The 18,522-nt window shown below is 69.6% G+C and carries 21 protein-coding genes; 8 read left to right on the forward strand and 13 right to left on the reverse strand.

Going from position 1 to position 18,522, the window contains the following annotated elements; genetic code table 11:
- Positions 1-22 precede the first annotated feature (22 nt).
- From AB0B45_RS36590 to AB0B45_RS36600, 3 genes are all read left to right on the forward strand, one after another.
- Entirely contained in the window at positions 23-583 is a 561-nt protein-coding gene (locus AB0B45_RS36590; RefSeq protein ID WP_358140304.1) for a histidine phosphatase family protein, read from the forward strand.
- A gap of 194 nt (positions 584-777) precedes the next feature.
- Positions 778-1,923 (forward strand): acyl-CoA dehydrogenase family protein, encoded by a 1,146-nt coding sequence (locus AB0B45_RS36595; protein ID WP_358140307.1) that lies wholly within the window; start codon positions 778-780, stop codon positions 1,921-1,923.
- A gap of 15 nt (positions 1,924-1,938) precedes the next feature.
- Positions 1,939-2,103 carry a hypothetical protein gene (locus AB0B45_RS36600; RefSeq protein ID WP_358140310.1) on the forward strand — a complete coding sequence of 55 codons (165 nt, stop codon included), beginning with the start codon at positions 1,939-1,941 and terminating at the stop codon, positions 2,101-2,103.
- On the opposite strand, the gene AB0B45_RS36605 is transcribed toward AB0B45_RS36600, so the two are convergent.
- The 3 genes from AB0B45_RS36605 to AB0B45_RS36615 form a co-directional block, all read right to left on the reverse strand.
- On the reverse strand, positions 2,066-2,857 hold the full coding sequence (locus AB0B45_RS36605) for an alpha/beta fold hydrolase (RefSeq protein ID WP_358140312.1): 792 nt from the start codon (positions 2,855-2,857) through the stop codon (positions 2,066-2,068). The two genes, AB0B45_RS36600 and AB0B45_RS36605, sit on opposite strands and share 38 nt — an antisense overlap.
- Positions 2,858-2,874: 17 nt before the next feature.
- Complete coding sequence (locus AB0B45_RS36610) at positions 2,875-5,103, reverse strand: SpoIIE family protein phosphatase (RefSeq protein WP_358140315.1); 2,229 nt, start codon at positions 5,101-5,103, stop codon at positions 2,875-2,877.
- A gap of 120 nt (positions 5,104-5,223) precedes the next feature.
- Positions 5,224-5,928: a metal-dependent transcriptional regulator gene (locus AB0B45_RS36615; protein WP_358140318.1), complete on the reverse strand. Its 705-nt coding sequence runs from the start codon at positions 5,926-5,928 to the stop codon at positions 5,224-5,226.
- A 77-nt stretch (positions 5,929-6,005) separates the two neighbouring features.
- Between AB0B45_RS36615 and AB0B45_RS36620 the strand changes: the two genes are divergently transcribed.
- Entirely contained in the window at positions 6,006-6,629 is a 624-nt protein-coding gene (locus tag AB0B45_RS36620; RefSeq protein WP_358140321.1) for a UdgX family uracil-DNA binding protein, read from the forward strand.
- Here AB0B45_RS36620 and AB0B45_RS36625 read toward each other — a convergent pair.
- Complete coding sequence (locus AB0B45_RS36625) at positions 6,598-7,863, reverse strand: MFS transporter (RefSeq protein WP_358140324.1); 1,266 nt, start codon at positions 7,861-7,863, stop codon at positions 6,598-6,600. The genes AB0B45_RS36620 and AB0B45_RS36625 overlap by 32 nt on opposite strands.
- 10 nt (positions 7,864-7,873) lie before the next feature.
- Complete coding sequence (pdxH, locus tag AB0B45_RS36630) at positions 7,874-8,515, reverse strand: pyridoxamine 5'-phosphate oxidase (protein WP_358140327.1); 642 nt, start codon at positions 8,513-8,515, stop codon at positions 7,874-7,876.
- A 232-nt stretch (positions 8,516-8,747) separates the two neighbouring features.
- Here pdxH and AB0B45_RS36635 point away from each other — a divergent pair, with 232 nt between their 5' ends.
- Both AB0B45_RS36635 and serC read left to right on the forward strand, forming a co-directional pair.
- Positions 8,748-9,854, forward strand: a complete 1,107-nt coding sequence (locus AB0B45_RS36635) for a citrate synthase 2 (RefSeq protein WP_358140329.1) — start codon at positions 8,748-8,750, stop codon at positions 9,852-9,854.
- A 178-nt stretch (positions 9,855-10,032) separates the two neighbouring features.
- A complete protein-coding gene (serC, locus tag AB0B45_RS36640) occupies positions 10,033-11,181 on the forward strand; it encodes a phosphoserine transaminase (RefSeq protein WP_358140332.1) in 1,149 nt (382 codons plus the stop codon).
- Here the strand turns inward: serC and AB0B45_RS36645 are convergent.
- The gene (locus AB0B45_RS36645) at positions 11,178-11,432 is read right to left on the reverse strand and encodes a hypothetical protein (protein WP_358140334.1); all 255 of its coding nucleotides are present in this window, start codon (positions 11,430-11,432) and stop codon (positions 11,178-11,180) included. The two genes, serC and AB0B45_RS36645, sit on opposite strands and share 4 nt — an antisense overlap.
- Before the next feature lie 29 nt (positions 11,433-11,461).
- Between AB0B45_RS36645 and AB0B45_RS36650 the strand changes: the two genes are divergently transcribed.
- On the forward strand, positions 11,462-12,043 hold the full coding sequence (locus AB0B45_RS36650; protein ID WP_358140337.1) for a TIGR00645 family protein: 582 nt from the start codon (positions 11,462-11,464) through the stop codon (positions 12,041-12,043).
- Positions 12,044-12,135: 92 nt separating this feature from the next.
- On the opposite strand, the gene AB0B45_RS36655 is transcribed toward AB0B45_RS36650, so the two are convergent.
- The 4 genes from AB0B45_RS36655 to AB0B45_RS36670 form a co-directional block, all read right to left on the reverse strand.
- On the reverse strand, positions 12,136-12,759 hold the full coding sequence (locus AB0B45_RS36655; protein ID WP_358140340.1) for a rhomboid family intramembrane serine protease: 624 nt from the start codon (positions 12,757-12,759) through the stop codon (positions 12,136-12,138).
- A 198-nt stretch (positions 12,760-12,957) separates the two neighbouring features.
- Entirely contained in the window at positions 12,958-13,725 is a 768-nt protein-coding gene (locus AB0B45_RS36660) for a crotonase/enoyl-CoA hydratase family protein (RefSeq protein ID WP_358140342.1), read from the reverse strand.
- A gap of 10 nt (positions 13,726-13,735) precedes the next feature.
- Positions 13,736-14,509, reverse strand: a complete 774-nt coding sequence (locus tag AB0B45_RS36665; protein WP_358140345.1) for an SDR family NAD(P)-dependent oxidoreductase — start codon at positions 14,507-14,509, stop codon at positions 13,736-13,738.
- Positions 14,510-14,604: 95 nt separating this feature from the next.
- Entirely contained in the window at positions 14,605-14,943 is a 339-nt protein-coding gene (locus AB0B45_RS36670; RefSeq protein ID WP_358140348.1) for an STAS domain-containing protein, read from the reverse strand.
- 73 nt (positions 14,944-15,016) lie between these two features.
- Between AB0B45_RS36670 and AB0B45_RS36675 the strand changes: the two genes are divergently transcribed.
- Positions 15,017-16,033, forward strand: coding sequence for an NAD-binding protein (locus tag AB0B45_RS36675; RefSeq protein WP_358140351.1), 1,017 nt, complete (start codon positions 15,017-15,019; stop codon positions 16,031-16,033).
- Here AB0B45_RS36675 and AB0B45_RS36680 read toward each other — a convergent pair.
- From AB0B45_RS36680 to AB0B45_RS36690, 3 genes are read right to left on the reverse strand one after another with little or no spacing between them, the layout of a single operon-like run.
- Positions 16,011-16,754, reverse strand: coding sequence for an ABC transporter ATP-binding protein (locus AB0B45_RS36680; RefSeq protein ID WP_358140354.1), 744 nt, complete (start codon positions 16,752-16,754; stop codon positions 16,011-16,013). The two genes, AB0B45_RS36675 and AB0B45_RS36680, sit on opposite strands and share 23 nt — an antisense overlap.
- On the reverse strand, positions 16,748-17,506 hold the full coding sequence (gene cbiQ / locus AB0B45_RS36685; protein WP_358140357.1) for a cobalt ECF transporter T component CbiQ: 759 nt from the start codon (positions 17,504-17,506) through the stop codon (positions 16,748-16,750). The genes AB0B45_RS36680 and cbiQ overlap by 7 nt, the downstream gene beginning before the upstream one ends.
- A 2-nt stretch (positions 17,507-17,508) precedes the next feature.
- Positions 17,509-18,519, reverse strand: a complete 1,011-nt coding sequence (locus AB0B45_RS36690; RefSeq protein WP_358140360.1) for an energy-coupling factor ABC transporter permease — start codon at positions 18,517-18,519, stop codon at positions 17,509-17,511.
- Positions 18,520-18,522: the final 3 nt, after the last annotated feature.

The raw sequence follows: 18,522 nt of genomic DNA on the forward strand, positions 1-18,522 counted from the left end.
CAACTGATCCTGGGAGTCCACGATGGCCGTAGAGATCGTCTACGAGACACACGCCACCACCACCGACAACGAGGATGGCATCGCCACCGGCTGGCTCCCCGGTCGGCTCTCCGGCCTGGGCCGCCGCCAGGCCGGGGAACTGGGCGAGCGCCGGCGCGCCGGCGGCTTCGCGGCGGTGTTCGTCTCCGACCTGGACCGCGCCGTCCACACGGCCCAGATCGCGTTCCCGGACGGCAGGCCCCCCATCCACCAGGACACCCGGCTCCGGGAGTGCGACTACGGCGACCTCAACGGAAGTCCGACCTCCCTCATCGCCGCCCGCCGCGCCCAGCACATCGACGAGCCGTTCCCCGGCGGCCAGAGCTACCGCCAGGTCCTCATGGCCACCAGCAGCCTTCTCCACGACCTGGCCACCGGGTGGGATGACACCCGAATCCTGGTGATCGCCCACTCTGCCAACCGATGGGCCCTCGCCTGCCTGCTCACCGACGCGTCTCTGGAAGACCTGCTCCAAGCTCCGCCCGCCTGGCAACCGGGCTGGCACTACACCCTGCCCTCCAACTGGCCGGCCCCAACCCGGTGAACTGGTGATCCATTCTTCGAGAACCGCGGCCCCACGTGGCCGCTCCGACCGGGGCTCGAAGGGTGCGGGAGCCTTCTGGGAAGACCGGCCGGAGCGAGACGCGCGGAGCGCGCCACAACCAGGGACGCGGCTTTTCTGTCGCACCACCGAACAGAATCGTATTCTGTTGCCGTACCCCACCATGGAGGCAACACATGCAGCGAGACCTCTTCGAGGAGGAGCACCTGCTCTTCCAGGAGACCGTGCGCGAGTTCATGGCCCGCGAGGTCCTCCCCCACCACGCCCAGTGGGAGAAGGAGGGAATCGTCCCGCGAGAGGTGTGGAAGAAGGCCGGCGAACTCGGCATGTTCGGTTTCTCCGTCCCCGAGGAGTACGGCGGCGCGGGCGTCACCGACTTCAGGTACAACGCGGTGATCGTCGAGGAGATCATCCGCGCCGGCGCGTCAGGCCTCGGCTTCTCGCTGCACAACGACGTGATGGCCCCCTACCTCGTCGACCTCACCGACGACGAGCAGAAGCAGCGCTGGCTGCCCGGTTTCGTGACCGGCGAGCTGATCACCGCGATCGCGATGACGGAGCCCGGCGCGGGCAGCGACCTGCAGGGGATCAGGACGACGGCCGTCCGCGAAGGCGACCACTACGTCATCAACGGGCAGAAGACGTTCATCACCAACGGCATCAACGCCGATCTCGTCGTAGTGGTCGCCAAGACCGATCCCGAGCAGGGCGCGAGGGGCACGACCCTGTTCGTCGTCGAGCGAGGCATGGACGGCTTCACCCGCGGCAGGAACCTCGAGAAGATCGGCATGAAGGCCCAGGACACGGCCGAGCTGTTCTTCGAGAACGTGCGGGTGCCGGTGGCCAACAGGCTCGGCGCCAGTGACGGCCAGGGCTTCTTCCAGCTCATGAACAACCTGCCGCAGGAGCGGATGTCCATCGCGGTCGCGGCGGTCGCAGCGGCTGAGGCGGTGCTGGAGCAGACCATCGAGTACTGCAGGACGCGCCAGGCCTTCGGCCGCAACCTCGGCGGCTTCCAGAACACCCGGTTCGTCCTGGCCGAGCTGGCCACCGAGACCGAGATCGCCCGCCACTACGTGGACAAGTGCGTCACCGCGCTCAACGCCAAGCAGCTGTCCGTGGTCGACGCGGCGAAGGCGAAGTGGTGGACCACGGAGCTGCAGAACAAGGTGATCGACCGCTGCCTGCAGTTGCACGGCGGCTACGGCTACATGATGGAGTACCCGGTCGCGAAGGCGTGGGTGGACAGCAGGGTGCAGACCATCTACGGCGGCACCACCGAGATCATGAAGGAGATTATCGGCCGCTCTTTCGGCTTCTAGACCATACTGGTCCATATGGACGGCGGCCTGATCCTCCTGGTCTTCCTGGCGTTGCTGTTCGCCTGGGCCCTCAATCGCGTACGGCGGGCGCTGCGCCTGAGCCCGGTCGGCTACGTCGGCGTGGTCGTCGTGTTCGTGATCGTCATGCTGGCAGTCTGGGGTCAGACCCTTCGAGGATGACCCTGGCGATCAGCTCGGGGTCGTCGCTCATGGGCACGTGCCCGCAGCCCTGCAGCAGCTTGACCCGCTGTCCCGACCATTTGGCCGCCCTGACGGCCTGCCGCCGGAGCAGCAGCCGGTCGTGTGCGCCCCACGCGATCGTGATCGGCGTCTTCGGCGGCGCGGGCGGCATCATGCAGGAGAACGACTCCAGCGTCGGGTGGAAGCCAGGCGCCGAGGCGAGCGCCTGGGTGGCGGCGGCGAGGGCGACGGGGCTGAGCCGTGACGGGTGGGCGACCATGAGCGCGGCGCCGACGAACCCGACGGCCTCGGAGGACAGCAGGTGGCCGAGCCGGTGGGCGCCCGAAGCCGACTCGGCCGAGGCGCGCATGGACCGCAGGACGTTCTGGCACCACAGCAGCTCGCTGCGCGACCAGAACCCCGCGGGAGAGATCGCGGTAGCCGTACGGACCACGCCTCTGGAAGCCAGCTCCAACGCGAGGTGGCCGCCGAGGGAGTTGCCCGCCACGTGCGGCTCCCGCACATCCAGCAGCGCGCAGAACGACTCCACCGCGTCCGCCAGCGACTCCGCCGTGTACGGCGTGCCGGCCGGCAGCTCAGGGGAGTTCCCGAACCCCGGCAGGTCGACGGCGATCACGTCGTGGGAGGCGGCGAGCCGGTCCATGACGGGCAACCACGCCTGCCAGTGATGCCCGATGCCGTGGACGAGGATCAGCGGCGGGCCGCTGCCGCGCCGCTCGAAGGCCAGCTCCATGCCATCGAGTGAAGCACTCACCTGCTGCGCGTGGGAATCTCGAACCAGACCGCTTTGCCTTCCCTGGTGGGTCGCGACCCCCACCGCTTGGCGAGCTGGTCGACCAGGTAGAGGCCGCGACCGCCCTCGTCGTTCTCGCCGGCGCTGCGGATGCGCGGCAGGCGCAGGTCCTGGTCGAACACCTCGACCCACACCGACTCCTCGCCCCTGCGCAGCCTGAGCGTGAAGGTCTTGTCGCCGACCATCTCCTCCTCGAAGCCGGGCACGTCCCACGACTCCTCGAACGGCAGCGGCGGCCCCTCCACGACCAGTTCCCTGCGCGGGATGCTCGCGGTGGCGGCGTGGAGCACGACGTTGGTGACGACCTCGGAGACCAGCAGGCAGGCCAGCTCGGCGCGCTCCTCGGGGACGTTCCAGCCTGCGAAGGCCTCGGCGGCCATCCTGCGGGCCTCGCCCACCATGATCGGCTGGGCGGGGAAGTCGCGCTCCTCGACGTCGAGGTCGACGGGGCTGGCGCGCAGGACGAGGATCGCCATGTCGTCGTCGATCTCGCCGGGCACCGCGCGGGTGGCGGTGTCGGCGATGCGCTCGACGTTCTCCTTGGTGCAGGCGGCCAGCCTCTCCTGGAGGATGCCCAGCGTCTCCTCGTCGGAGGGCATCCGGCCGCCGAAGTCGCGTCCTGGCCGGCGGTCGACGAGGCCGTCGGTGTAGAGGACTAGGGCCGCGCCCGGTGGCAGCGTGCGGGACTCTTCCTTGTAGACCAGATCGGCGTGCATGCCCTTGGCGCGGACGCCGAGCGGCTGGCCGACCTCCTCGATGCTCATCTCCAGGCACTGGCCGTCGTGCAGCAGCAGCGGCGGCGCGTGTCCCGCGTTGGCGAAGGACAGCTGCCGCGACCACGCGTCGTAGACGAGGTACTGACAGGTGACGATGGGCGGCACGCTGATGTCGGTGCCCGACTCGTCCTGCTCGGGGGTGGCGATGATGCGGGTCCACTCGTCGAGCCTGGCGAGGATCTCGGCGGGCGGCTTGTCGTCCTGGGCGAAGGCGCGCAGCGCGGCACGCAGCTGGCCCATGATGGCCGCGGCCTTGGCGCCGCGCCCCTCGACGTCGCCGATCACGATGCCGACCCTGCCGGCCGACAGCGGGATCACGTCGTACCAGTCGCCGCCGACCTGGGTCTGGATGCCCTGGCCGTGGGAGGCGAGCGGGGCTGCCGGGTAGTAGCGGACGGCGATGTCGAGGCCGTCGAGGGTGGGCAGCGCCCGGGGCAGCAGGTGCTTCTGGAAGGACTCGGCGGTGTGCCGCTCCTCCTCGAACAGCAGCGCGTTGTCGACGGCGAGGGCGACCCTGGTGGCGATCGCGCCGACGAAGTCGCGGTCGAAGGCGTCGTAGTGGGGGCTGCGCCGGTCGGTGAGGTTGGACAGGCCGAGATACATCAGCCCGAGCGTCTCTCCACGCACGCACAGCGGGGCGACCACGGCGGAGGTCATCCCGATCTCGCCGCACAGCCGCGCGCTGCCCTCGTTGGGGCTGGGGAAGCTGCTGGAGGCGAAGTCCTCGACCAGGATCGTCTCCTGGCGCCGCATCGCGGTGTCGGCGTAGTGGCCGGCCGGGTAGCGGATCTCGGAGCCGACAGGCTTCCAGGTGTCGGGCGGCGGGGTCCAGCCCTGCACGTGCTGGGAGACCCTGCGCACCAGCCGCTCGCCCTCCATCAGCTCGATGAAGCAGTGGTCGGCGAACTGCGGCACGAGCATCTCGGCGACCCGCTTGAGCGTCTCCTCGACGTACAGGGAGCCGGCCAGCCGCTCGCCGATGCGCTCGAGCAGGCCGAAGCGGTCCTTCTCCCGCTCGTTGCTGCGCATGGCCTCGCGCGCGGTGATGACGATCCCCGTCACCGAGCCGGAGTCGTGCCTGAGCGGTACGGCCTGGGCCCGCACGTAGATCATCGTGCCGTCGCCGCGCTTGACGTCGAAGGTGCCCTCCCACACGCCGCCCTTGAGCACGTGCTTGGCGAGCTCGACGGCGAGCGGGTGGTCCTTCTCCATGATCCCGAGGGTGAGGACGGAGCCCTCTCGCACCGATCCCTTGCCCTGGCGGCCGAACAGCTTCTCCGCGAACGGGTTCCAGTAGAGGAGGTTGCTGAAGCGGTCCGTCACCACGACTGCCATCTCCGCGTGGTCGAGGACCGACGACGCCGACAAGAAGTCGGCCGCTTCCTGGGACAAATCCCCCCAACGTTTCATCCGGCGACCACTCCTCGGGGAGGCATGTGCGCAAAGCGAACCACTGGCGCTCCTGCAACAGTCGTGTCCGGGGAGTGAAGGGACTCCCATGTGGGATTCAACCAAGCAGCAGCGCCGCCGTCAGCGCTTGGAGACGAATACGTGCGCGGCAACCTCTCGCGGAAGCTCCGCGGGAGTGTTCGTCGCGTCGTTATCACCTGTCACCCGCACACCGTCGTCGCTCGCCGCGAGCGTCACCTCGCGTCCGGGTTGTATCCCAACTTGCTTGAGTTTAAGCATCACAGCGGGATCGCTTTGCACTTGTTCGCTAATTCGACGCACGACAACAGGTATATCCCTGGGTCCTGCAACGTCGGCCATGCTGGGGAAGGCGGACCACGCCTGGGCCTCCGGGCCGGTGACGCCCAGCTCCTCCAGCCCGGGGATGGGGTTTCCATGGGGGTCGAAGGTGGGGTTGTCGAGCAGCTTCACCAGCCGTTCCTCCACCGACTCGGACATCACGTGCTCCCAGCGGCAGGCCTCGTTGTGCACCTCCTCCCACGGCAGCCCGATGACCTGGGTCAGCAGGCATTCGGCCAGGCGATGTTTGCGCATGACGCGGGTGGCAAGAGTGCGTCCGAGGTCGGTCATCGCCAGATGGCGGTCGCCTTCGACGCGGACCAGCCCGTCGCGCTCCATGCGGGCCACTGTCTGGCTCACGGTGGGACCACTCTGCTGGAGCCGCTCAGCGATGCGCGCACGAAGGGGAACGATCCCCTCTTCCTCGAGTTCGTAGATCGTCCGGAGATACATCTCCGTCGTGTCGATCAAGCCGTGTGCGGTCAAGGCTCCTCCCGTCCTGAATGCTACGTCGGTCATGGGGCACAGAAGCCACAGAAACCCTAGTGGGAGAACGACCAACGATGGCAAAGGACGGAAACACCGGAGCGGCCCCGTTCCTTCCCGACCGGCTCACCCTGCCCGAGCTGCGGAGAGCCGCGGCTCACTGCGAGGGCTGCGATCTCCATCGGAACGCCGGCCAGACCGTGTTCGGCGAGGGTCCCGCGGAGGCTCGCTTCCTGATCGTGGGCGAGCAGCCCGGTGACCAGGAGGACCGCAAGGGCGCCCCCTTCGTGGGCCCCGCCGGCCGCATCCTGGACAGGGGCCTGGAGGAGGCGGGCATCAGCAGGGAGGAGGTGTACCTGACCAACGCCGTGAAGCACTTCTCCTTCACGCTCAAGGGCAAGAGAAGGATCCATCAGAAGCCGACGGCCGCCGAGATCGAGGCCTGCGGGCCGTGGCTGACCGCCGAGCTCGCGGTGGTGAAGCCGCGGATGATCGTGGTGCTCGGCGCGACGGCCGCCCGCGCCCTGCTGGGCCCGTCCTTCAAGGTCACCCAGCGGCGCGGCGAGGTGCTGGAGCTCGGCGAGGCGCTGGCGGTGGCGACGATCCACCCTTCCGCCGTGCTGCGCGCGCCCGACCGCGACGAGGCCTACAAGGGGTTCCTGTCCGACCTCATCCTCGCGCGCCGCTCCTGTAGTTCCTGAAGACCGGTACGGCCAGCCCCACCACGAGTACGGCCGCCGCGCACGCAAGGCCGCCGCCCACCCATGCCCCCGTCAGCCCGAAGGCCGTGGCGGTGGCTCCCGCCCGCAGGTCGCCCAGGCGCGGCCCGCCCGCGACGACCACCATGAACACTCCCTGCATCCGCCCGCGCATCTCGTCGGGCGCGTGGAGCTGCAGGATCGACTGCCGCCACACCGACGAGACCACGTCGGCCATGCCTCCGACGGCCATGAACGTCACGACCAGCCACAGCTCGTGCGCCATCCCCGCCGCGGCCACCGCCAGCCCCCACACAGCGATGGCGACGACGAGCGCCACGCCCTGCCGCCTGATCCTGCCGACCCAGCCGGAGAACACCGCGCCCACCACCGAGCCGATCGCCATGGCCGAGGTCAGCCAGCCCAGGGCGATCATCGAGCCGCCGAAGCGGTCGGCGACCAGTTCGGGGAACAGCGCCCTCGGCAGGGCGAAGACCATGGCGATGATGTCCACGACGAAGGACATCAGCAGGACGGGACTGCCCATGATGAAGCGCAGCCCCTCCCACACGGCCTTCGCTCCGGGCCGACGCGAAGGCCGTGTGCCCTTCGCTCCGGGCCGGAGCACCTCGCCGAGCGGTTCGAGCGTAGGCAGCCTGAGCGCCGCGTAGAGACTGGCGCTGAACAGCACCGCGTCGATGGCGTAGGCGGAGGCGAACCCGCCCGTGGCGAGCACGACACCGCCGACCATCGGGCCGAAGACCGCGCCGATGCTGAAGACGAGCGAGTTGAGCGCGTTGGCCGCGGGCACGAGCTCGGGGGTGAGCAGCCTGGGGATGATCGCGCCCCTGGTGGAGGAGCTGATCGCGAACCCTGCCGCGCCGAGCGCGACGGCGACGAGGAGCACGTGGACGTTGCCGAGCCCGAGCAGCGCCTGGGCGAGCAGGAGCAGCGTGCTCGCCCACGCGACCACGCAGCCGACGACCAGGAGCTTGCGCCGGTCCATGGCGTCGGCCACCGCGCCGCCCCACAGGCCGAAGACCACCAGGGGGATCAGGTTGGCCAGACCGAGCATGCCGACCCAGAAGGAGGACTTGGTCAGGTCCCACACCTGCTGGCTGACCGCGACCACGGTGACCGCCACGCCGATGTGGGAGACGGCCTGCCCCCACCAGAGCCGCCGGTAGGCGGCGACCCTGAGCGGGCGGGTGTCGACAACGAAATCCCCAAAAGCCATTCACGGCACATTAGGGGGCAAGCCGCTCCAGCACCCAACCAGGGTGAACCCGCCGATAGCGCAGCCTGTCGTGCATGCGGTCGAGCTGGCCCTGCCAGAACTCCACCTCGGTCGGCACCACCCTGAAACCGCCCCAGAAGTCGGGAACGGGCGGATCCTCCGGCCAGCGGGCCGCGAGTTCGGCGTAGCGGGCGTCGAGTTCCTCCCGCGAGCGCACGACGGCCGACTGGCGCGAGGCCCACGCGCCGACGCGGGAGCCGTACGGCCTGGAGTTGAAGTAGGCGGCGGAGTCCTCCTGCGGCAGGCGGACCACGCTGCCCTCGACGCGGACCTGACGCCGGATCGGATGCCAGGGGAACAGCAGCGAGGCGCGGGGGTTCTCGGCCAGGTCGCGGCCCTTGCGCGACTCGTAGTTGGTGAAGAAGACGAACCCGCGTTCGTCGTATCCCTTGAGCAGCACGGTACGGGCGCTCGGCCGGCCGCCCGCCGATGCGGTGGCGACCACCATCGCGTTGGGCTCGGGCAGCCCGGCGTCGATCGCCTCCTCGAACCATCGGGCGAATTGCGCGATCGGTTCGGCCGCGACGTCTGATTCGAGCAACGGCTGTCCCTCATAGGTACGGCGGAGCCCCGCCAGCGAAGTGGCATCCACGAGAAGGTATTCTTGCGCGCTTGGTGGCGATCCCACACACAACCCCCTACCAGCGCCTATGGCGTTTCGGCGTGCCCGAAGACGAAGCACGTCCGGTTAGGGGGTTAAATTGACCCGCCGGTATCTCGACATCAACAGAAGCGGACGGGCTCCGGGGATGCGAACAGGCTCCGAGGCGGCCGCGACCATGAGTACGGATTGCCCACACGGCAAGAAAGGGAGGCGGCCGAGAATGTCCGACTTCAAACCCGGCCTCGAAGGCGTCGTAGCTTTCGAGACCGAGATCGCGGAACCGGACAAAGAGGGGGGCGCCCTTCGCTATCGGGGCGTCGACATCGAAGATCTGGTCGGCCGTGTCCCGTTCGGGCACGTCTGGGGTCTGCTCGTCGACAACAAGTTCCAGCCGGGCCTGCCGCCTGCGGAGCCGTACCCCATCCCTGTCCACTCGGGTGACATCCGCGTCGACGTGCAGAGCGCGCTGGCCATGCTGGCTCCGGCCTACGGCTTCAAGGCTCTGCTCGACATCGACGACGCGCAGGCTCGCGACGACCTCGCGCGCGCGTCGGTCATGGCCCTGTCGTTCGTGGCGCAGTCGGCGCGTGGCCTCGGCCTGCCGATGGTGCCGCAGAGCAGGGTCGACGAGGCCAAGACCATCACCGAGCGGTTCATGGTCCGCTGGCGGGGCGAGCCCGACCCCAAGCATGTCAAGGCCATTGACGCCTACTGGACCTCCGCCGCCGAGCACGGCATGAACGCCTCCACGTTCACCGCCCGCGTCATCGCCTCCACGGGCGCCGACGTGGCCGCCGCGCTCTCCGGTGCGGTCGGCGCGATGTCCGGACCGCTGCACGGTGGCGCCCCCGCCCGCGTGCTGCACATGATCGAGGGCGTCGAGCAGCTCGGCGACGCCAAGAAGTACGTCCAGAGCGAGCTGGACAAGGGCAATCGCCTGATGGGCTTCGGACACCGCGTCTACCGCGCCGAGGACCCGCGCGCCCGTGTGCTGCGCCGTACCGCGAAGGAGCTCGACGCTCCTCGCTACGAGGTCGCCGCCGCACTGGAGAAGGCCGCTCTGGAGGAGCTGCACGCGCGCAAGCCCGACCGGGTGCTCGCCACCAACGTGGAGTACTGGGCCGCCGTGGTCCTCGACTTCGCCGAGGTTCCCTCGCACATGTTCACCTCGATGTTCACCTGCGCGCGCACGGCCGGCTGGGCCGCGCACATCCTGGAGCAGAAGCGCACGGGCAGGCTCGTCCGCCCCAGCGCGAACTACGTCGGCCCCGCCACGCGTCCGCTGAGCGACGTCCCTGGCGCCGACGAGGTCGTCGGCACCATCTGACGCCTTCTTCCTCGGTAACGGCCCGCTGATCTCCGGCGGGCCGTTTCTCGTTCCCACGGCGTGTCGTGGTTCGCGTGATGGAGATCACCTGTCCCGGGTAAGCGGCCGCGGATCCCGGTTGAAAGGGGCGATCGGCCACGCCACCAGGGCTCTCGCCCGAATCTCACATCCCGGACCCATGACAGGCCACCCGAGACGGCTCAGTAGGCTTGGGCAGGTGGCTGACATCGTGATTCCCGCTGACATCAAGCCCGCCGACGGCCGCTTCGGCTGCGGGCCCTCGAAGGTCCGACCCGAGCAGCTGTCCGCGCTCGCCGCCGCAGGCGCCGGTCTGATGGGCACCTCCCATCGGCAGAAGCCGGTCAAGAACCTGGTCGGCAGGGTCCGCGCCGGACTGGCCGACCTGTTCTCCCTGCCGGAGGGATACCAGGTCGTGCTGGGCAACGGCGGCACCACCGCGTTCTGGGACATCGCCGCCTTCGGGCTGGTGCGCGAGAAGTCGCAGCACCTGTCCTTCGGCGAGTTCTCCTCCAAGTTCGGCGCGGTCGTCAGCAAGGCGCCGTGGCTGGCCGACCCGACCATCATCAAGTCGGAGGTCGGCACCCACCCGACCGCCGTGGCCGAGGACGGCGTCGACGTCTACGCCCTCACCCACAACGAGACCTCCACCGGCGTCGCGATGCCGATCGAGCGGGTCGGCGGCGACGACGCCCTCGTCCTGGTCGACGCCACCTCGGGCGCGGGCGGCCTGCCGGTCGACATCGCCGAGACGGACGTCTACTACTTCGCCCCGCAGAAGAGCTTCGCCTCCGACGGCGGCCTGTGGATCGCGATCATGTCGCCGCGCGCGCTGGCCCGCGTCGAGGAGATCGCCGCGACCGGCCGCTACGTGCCGGAGTTCTTCAGCCTGCCCGTCGCGATCGACAACTCGGGCAAGGACCAGACCTACAACACGCCGTCGGTGGCCACGCTGTTCCTGCTGGCCGAGCAGCTCGACTGGATGAACGGCAACGGCGGCCTCGCGTGGACCACCTCCCGCACCGCCGACTCCGCCCTGCGCCTCTACACCTGGGCCGAGAAGTCGTCGTTCGCCACGCCGTTCGCCGCCCCCGAGTTCCGCTCGCAGGTCGTCGGCACGATCGACTTCACCGACGCCGTCGACGCCGCCGCGGTGGCCAAGGTGCTGCGCGCCAACGGCATCGTCGACACCGAGCCGTACCGAAAGCTCGGCCGCAACCAGCTGCGCGTCGCGATGTTCCCCGCGATCGAGCCGTCCGACATCGAGGCCCTGACCACCTGCGTCGACTACGTGGTCGAGCGCCTCTAGCCTTCCTCGGCCCGGCGGGTCGGCTCGTCGAGCGACGCGAGCGCGTCCTCCGGCTCGACGCTCCGCGCGAACCTCGCCGGCACCGGCAGCCCGCCGGCGCCGGCGGCGAGCGCCCCGAGCGTCGGCCGGGCGACGTGCTCGTCGCGTGAGCGGGCCGCGTCGCGGTACGGCTTGCGAATCAGCGGGCCCTTCCTCTCTCTTCCACTCGGGCCTGCCGGAGCGCGGCCCGGCCACTGCGACAGGAGTGACACGAGTGACGTCCACCTCGGGGGAACCTGCCGTGAGGAGGCGAGGTCTCGGCCATGTGATGTTCGCCAGCCGATGGCTGCAGGCGCCGCTCTACCTCGGCCTGATCGTGGCGCAGGCCCTCTACGTGTGGCAGTTCATGGTCGAGCTGTGGCACCTGGGCGACACGATCGTGACGGGCCACGTGAGCGCCGCGACGATCAAGGCCTTCGGCCAGCTCGAGTCCCTTCCCGGCCCTGAGGTCATCGTCATGCTGGCCGTCCTCGGCCTCATCGACGTCGTGATGATCTCCAACCTGCTCATCATGGTGATCATCGGCGGCTACGAGACGTTCGTCTCGCGCATCGACCTCAAGGACCACCCCGACGAGCCCGAGTGGCTCTCCCACGTCAACGCCAACGTGCTCAAGGTGAAACTGGGCACCGCCATCATCGGGATCTCGTCGGTGCACCTGCTCCAGACGTTCATCAGGGCCAAGGACACGCCCTCGCAGACCATGATGTGGCAGACGATCATGCATCTGGCGTTCGTGGCCTCGGCCATCGGGCTGGCCTACATCGACCGGCTGCTGTCCTCCTCACCCGCCGAACGCACCCACGCGCCCGCCGCCCACTGACCCTGCGCGCCGCTCAGAGGCCCGCTGAGGGCTTCCGGGCGGCGATCACGCCTGAGAGGGCGCGGCGGCGGAAGATCGGCGGATCTGGGGCGTCAGAAGGACGGCGGCGCCGGGCTGATCGCCCGCTTGCGCCGCAGCACCCACGCCGCCAGTACGCCGCCGACGAGCCCGAACAGGTGGCCCTGCCAGGAGATGTTCTGGTCGTTGGGCAGCAGGCCCCAGACCAGCGAGTAGTACGCCACGGCCACGCCGAGGCCCACCGCGATGTCGAGCAGGCGCCGGTCGAACAGTCCACGGGCGACCACGAGCCCGAAATAGCCGAAGACGAGCCCGCTCGCGCCCACGGTGGGCACGCCGGGAGCGGTGGCGAGCCAGGTGCCGAGACCGCCGATCACCATGATGATGAGCGTCGCCCACACGAACTTCCCCAGGCCGCGGAAGGCGGCGAGGAAGCCCAGGATGAGCAACGGCAGCGAGTTGGCCATCAGGTGCCCGAAACCGTCATGCAGGAACGGGGCGAACAGGATCCCGATGAGGCCGTCGGGCGACCAGGCGATGATGCCGAGCTCGTAGTCGAGGCGGCCGCCGGTGAAGTAGTCGAAGATCTCGACGGCCCACATCACGACGAGCATGCCACCGACCAGGAGGAGGGCGCCGAGCGCGCCCTGCAGGAGGCCGCTCGCGCCACGCTTGGCCGACTCGTAAGGGGAACTCATGGGCTCTCCTGCCGCGGGGGAAGACTTCTCCCCTTCACGGTAATGCGGGACATCCCCTGCGCGCGGCCTCGATTTCGGCGACGACCGTCTCGCGACGGCTTGCCGTACCCCGAAATCCGGCCCGCCCGCCCCCGGCTTCGGGTGGGCGTGTGGCGGGGGCGGCTCCTCCCGGGGTGCGGGAGGAGCCGGGAGGAGGGCCTACTCGCCCTTCCACTCGGGCGCGCGCTTCTCGGCGAAAGCCGCCGCGCCCTCCATCGCGTCCTTCGACCCGAACACCGGGTTGATGATCGGCCCCTGCTTGGTGAACATCTCCTCCAGCGACCAGTCCGCCGACTCGATGACGACCCTCTTGGTCGCCGCCAGCGCCAGCGGCGCGTTCGCCGCGATCTTCCTGGCCAGTTCCAGCGCCCCCGACAGCGCCTCGCCAGGGGAGGTGATCCTGTTGACGAGCCCGAGCTCGTACAGCCGGGAAGCCGGGTAGTGGTCGCCGGTCAGGGCGATCTCCATGGCCACGTGGTAGGGGATCCTGCGCGGCAGGCGCATGATGCCGCCCGCGCCCGCCACCAGCCCGCGCTTGGGCTCGGGCAGGCCGAACTTCGACTCGGACGAGGCCACGATCAGGTCGCACGACAGCGCGAGCTCGAAGCCGCCCGCGAGCGCGTACCCCTCGACGGCCGCGATCAGCGGCTTCTTGGGCGGCGACTCGGCGATGCCGCCGAAGCCTCTGCCCTCGATGACGGGGAAGTCGCCCGCGAGGAAGGCCTTGAGGTCCATGCCCGCGCTGAACGTGCCCCCCGCCCCTGTCAGGACATAGGCGGAGACGTCGGGACGGGTGTCGAGCGAGTCGAGCGCGGCCGCGAGGCCACGGGCGACGGCTCCGTTGACGGCGTTGCGAGCCGACGGGCGGTTGATGGTGATCACCGCGACGCCGTCGGACTCCTCGATCAGAACTTCGTCGGAGGACACGGGCACCTCATCACTTGGGCTGGAAGCGGATGCCGCCGTCGAACCTGATGACCTCGGCGTTCATGTAGTCGTTCTCGATCAGCGAGCGCACCAGGTGGGCGAACTCGTCGGCGCGGCCCATGCGCTTGGGGAAGACAACGGGGGCGACGAGCTTGGCCTTGAACTCCTCGGCGTTGCCGGAGAAGCCGTAGATCGGGGTGTCGATGATGCCGGGGCAGACGGTGTTGACGCGTACGCCGATGGCGGCCAGGTCGCGGGCCGCGGGCACGGTCATGCCCACGATGCCGCCCTTGGACGCGGAGTAGGCGAGCTGTCCCGTCTGGCCCTCCAGCGCCGCGACGGAGGCGGTGTTGATGACCACGCCCCTGTGCCCGTCCTCGGAGACGGGCTCGGTCTTGGCGATGGCGGCCGCGCCGACGCGCATCAGGTTGAAGGTGCCGATCAGGTTGACCTCGATGACCTTGCGGTAGCTGGCCAGGCTGTGCGGGGCGCCGTCGCGGTTGACGGTGCGCTCGGCCCAGCCGATGCCCGCGCTGTTGACGATCACGCGGACCGGCTTGCCGGTGGCCACGGCCGCGTCGACGGCCGCCTGCACGTCGCCCTCGTCCGACACGTCCGTCCTGACGAAGACGCCGCCGAGTTCGTCGGCGATCGACTTGCCGCGCTCCTCGTTGAGGTCGGCGATGACCACGGTCGCGCCCTGGCGGGCAAGCTCGCGGGCCGTGGCCTCGCCCAGGCCGCTGGCCCCGCCCGAGATGATTGCTACTGCTCCGTTGACGTCCATGTCACGGACCTTAACGCGAGAACCGAACGAAGTTCTACTTCGGGTGGCTCACTAATGGGAAACGTGCGCCCCAAACCGTGGCCACGACACCGCGCTCAGATCGCGCCCACCGCGGTGTCGACGTCCGCATAGACCTTTATGCGCCGGTCGAGCCCTGTGGTGCGCAGGATGCGGGCCACCGGCGCCTGGGGCGCGGCCAGCGAGACGCACCCGCCCTCGCCGGTCGCCAGGCGCCACGCCTCGATCAGGACCGACAGTCCGCTGGAGTCCATGAACGACAGCGCCTGTAGGTCGAGCACGAGCCGCGCGCCGTCCTGCTTGATCGCGTCGCGCACCTCGTCGCGGAGGAAGGGCGCGGTGAAGAGATCGAGCTCCCCCTCCACAGCGACCACCACGGCGTCTCCCATGGCATGGCGCGCCAGCCGTAGCTTCATTCGGCCCTCCTCGATGAGCCACTGTACTTCGACATCCCCAGACGGGCGGCATGGACAAACTACGATCACCAACATGCGGGACGACCTTCCCGAGACCGGCGTCCGCCTGCCGAACCTCGCGATCAGCCCGATCAGGGCGGTTCTGCGCAGAGTGCTGTACGCCTGCGGGGCGCTGGCGGCGGTGTTCGCGCTGGTCGCAGTGGATCTCGACGGCTACAAGGACAGCTACGACGGCAAGGTGTCACTGCTCGACGCGCTCTACTACGCGACCGTGACCGTGTCGACGACGGGGTACGGGGACATCACCCCCGTGTCACCGCTCGCCAGGACGATCAACATCGTCGCCGTCACGCCCCTGCGCATAGTCTTCCTCGTCATCCTCGTGGGCACGACACTGGAGGTGCTGACCCAGCGCACCCGCGAAAACTTCCTGATCCGACGTTGGAGGTCCGGTTTGCGCGACCACACGGTGATCGTGGGTTACGGCACCAAGGGCAGGGCCGCGACCCGCACGCTGCTGGAGAACGACCGGGCGAAGGAGTCGATCGTCGTCATCGACCCGAGGGCCGACGCGATCGAGGAGGCCAACGCCGACGGCTTCGTGGGGGTCGTCGGCGACGCCACCCGCAGCGAGGTGCTCAACAGGGCGGGCGTCCGCCTGGCCAGAGAGATCATCATCGCCACCCAGCGTGACGACACCACCGCGCTGGTCACGCTGACCGCCCGCCAGCACAACAAGAAGGCCACGATCGTGGCCGCGGTGCGCGAGGCGGAGAACGACCCCCTCGTCAGGCAGAGCGGCGCCGACGTCGTCATCACCTCGTCCGACGCGGCGGGCAGGATGCTCGGCGTGGCCATCCAGAGCCCCGCGGTCAGCGCCCTGATCGAGGACTTCCTCGTCTACGGCAAGGGCCTCGACCTGACCGAGCGCCCCGTCATGCCGCACGAGGTCGGCAAGGCGGCCACCGAGTGCGACGGCATGGTGATCGCGGTGGTGCGCGACGGGGAGATCATTCCCTACGCCGATCCGAGGGCCGCCATGGTCAGGGAGGGCGACCGCCTGGTGGTCATCCACGTTCCTCAGGAATAGCGAAGCCGTACGGCAGCTCCAGGCGATGCTCGGACAGCAGCGAGGGGTCGGACAGCAGCGTGCGCGTGGGCCCGTCGGCCGCGATCACCCCGCCCGACAGGATCAACGAGCGCTCGCACAGCTCCAGCGCGTACGGCAGGTCGTGAGTGACCATCAGCACGGTGACGTCGAGCGAGCGCAGGATCTCGGCCAGTTCCCTGCGCGCCGCGGGGTCGAGGTTGGACGACGGCTCGTCGAGCACGAGGATCTCGGGCTCCATGACGAGCACGGTGGCCACCGCCACCCGCCTGCGCTGACCGAATGACAGGTGGTGCGGCGGCCTGTCGAGGTGGTCGGCCATGCCCACCCTGTCGAGCGCGTTCTTGACCCTGCGCTCCAGTTCCTCGCCCCTGACGCCCATGTTGGCCGGGCCGAAGGCGACGTCGTCGCGCACGGTCGGCATGAACAGCTGGTCGTCGGGGTCCTGGAAGACCAGCCCCACGCGCTGCCTGATCTCCTTGAGCGTGTCGGCGCGCACGGGGGTCCCTGCGACGCTCACCGTGCCGTGTCCGGCGGTCAGGATGCCGTTGAGGTGCATGACCAGCGTGGTCTTGCCCGCGCCGTTCGGGCCGAGCAGCGCGACGCGCTCGCCGCGGCCGATCGACAGGTTCACCCCGAACAGCGCCTGTGTGCCGTCGGGATAGGCGTAGGCGAGCTCGCTCACCTCTAGGGACTTCAACACAGTGACACTCCAAGGACGGCCAGCGCCGTGACCGGTAGGGCCAGCGCGACCCCCCACTGCCGCCCTGATCCCGAGAGCTCGTGGATGATCGGCAGGGAGCCGTTGTAGCCCCTGCTGAGCATAGCCAGGTGGACCCGCTCGCCCCGCTCGTAGGAGCGGATGAACAGCGCGCCCGCCGACCTGGCGATCACCGGGATCTGCATGAGGTTGCGCGCCTCGAAGCCCCTCGACTCCCTCGCCACCCGCATCCGCCGCATCTCATCCATGATGACGTCCAGGTACCGCAGCATGAACATCGCGATCTGCACCAGCAGCGAGGGCAGCCGCAGCCGCTGCGCGCCGAGCAGGATCATCCGCGGTTCGGTGGTCGCCGCGAGCAGGATGGAGGCGACGACGCCGAGCGAGGCCTTGGCCAGGATGTTCCATGCCGCCCACAGCCCCTGAACGCTGAGCGAGAGCCCGAGCACCTCGGTCCGCTCCCCCATGCCGATGATCGGGATGGCCAGCGCGAACAGCACGAAGGGGATCTCGATCGCCATCCGCCTGAGCACGTGGGTCAGCGGCACCCGCGCGACGCCCGCCACGAGTGCCAGCAGCAGCGCGTAGGCGCCGAACGCCCAGAAGGCCTCGCGCGGCGTGGCCACGACGACGCCCGCGAACGCGAGCACCGCCACCAGCTTGCACTGCGGCGGCAGCCGGTGGACGGGCGAGTCGCCGGGCCGGTAGAGCTGGTGGTGGTGCCCCGCGCCCATCGCTAGACCCTGACTCCGGAACGGCGGCGGGCGGCGAAGGCGACGGCGCCCGCGACGATCAGCGTGATGCCGACGCCGACGACGCCCGCGATGCCGACGGGGATGCCACCGACGTCGCCGTAGTCGGCCAGCGCCCACGAGCCGAACAGGTGGTCGGTGGCTTGGTCGAGGAAGCCCTTGTTCTCCGCGACCGCCTCCAGACCGTCGGGGTTGGAGGAGGCGAAGAAGGAGACCAGCCCGGCCAGCACGAGCGTCACGCCGACGCCGCCGAGCAGGAACGGCCTGATGCCGCCGGCGGCGGGCCTGCCGGCGGGGACCGTGCCGACGGGGGAGGTCGTGCCGTCGGCGCCCTTCAGGACGAGCGGGGTGGTCAGGCCGCGGGCGCCGTACACCAGGTCGGGCCGCACGGCCAGCACCGCGCCGACGGTCGCGGTGGTGATCAGGGCCTCACCGATGCCGATGAGCACGTGGACGCCGCCCATGGCCGCGGCGACGGCGGTCGCGTCGATCGGGGCGGTGCCGCCGACGGCGAACAGCAGCGAGAACGCCAGCGCGGAGACAGGCACCGAGACCAGCGCGGCGAGGAACGCGGCCGCGCTGATCCCCGCCCTGCCCTTCGCCATCCTGGTGACCAGGCGGAACAGCCCCCACCCGACCAGCACCGTGATCATGCCCATGATCACGATGTTGATGCCGAGCGCGGTCACGCCGCCGTCGGCGAAGAACACGCACTGCACGATCAACACTACGGCCATGCACAGCACGCCTGTGTAGGGACCGACGAGTATCGCTGCGAGCGCGCCGCCCAGCAGGTGACCGCTGGTGCCCGCGGCGACGGGGAAGTTGAGCATCTGGACGGCGAAGATGAAGGCGGCGACGAGCCCCGCCATGGGCGCGGTGCGGTCGTCGAGCTCCCGCCGGGCACCGCGCAGGCAGACCGCCACGCCCGCGGCCGCGACGACACCTGCCGAGATGGATGTGGCGGCATTGAAGAAGCCATCGGGTACGTGCACGAC

This window comes from Nonomuraea sp. NPDC049152 (assembly GCF_040648355.1).
In the GTDB taxonomy this organism is placed as follows: domain Bacteria; phylum Actinomycetota; class Actinomycetes; order Streptosporangiales; family Streptosporangiaceae; genus Nonomuraea.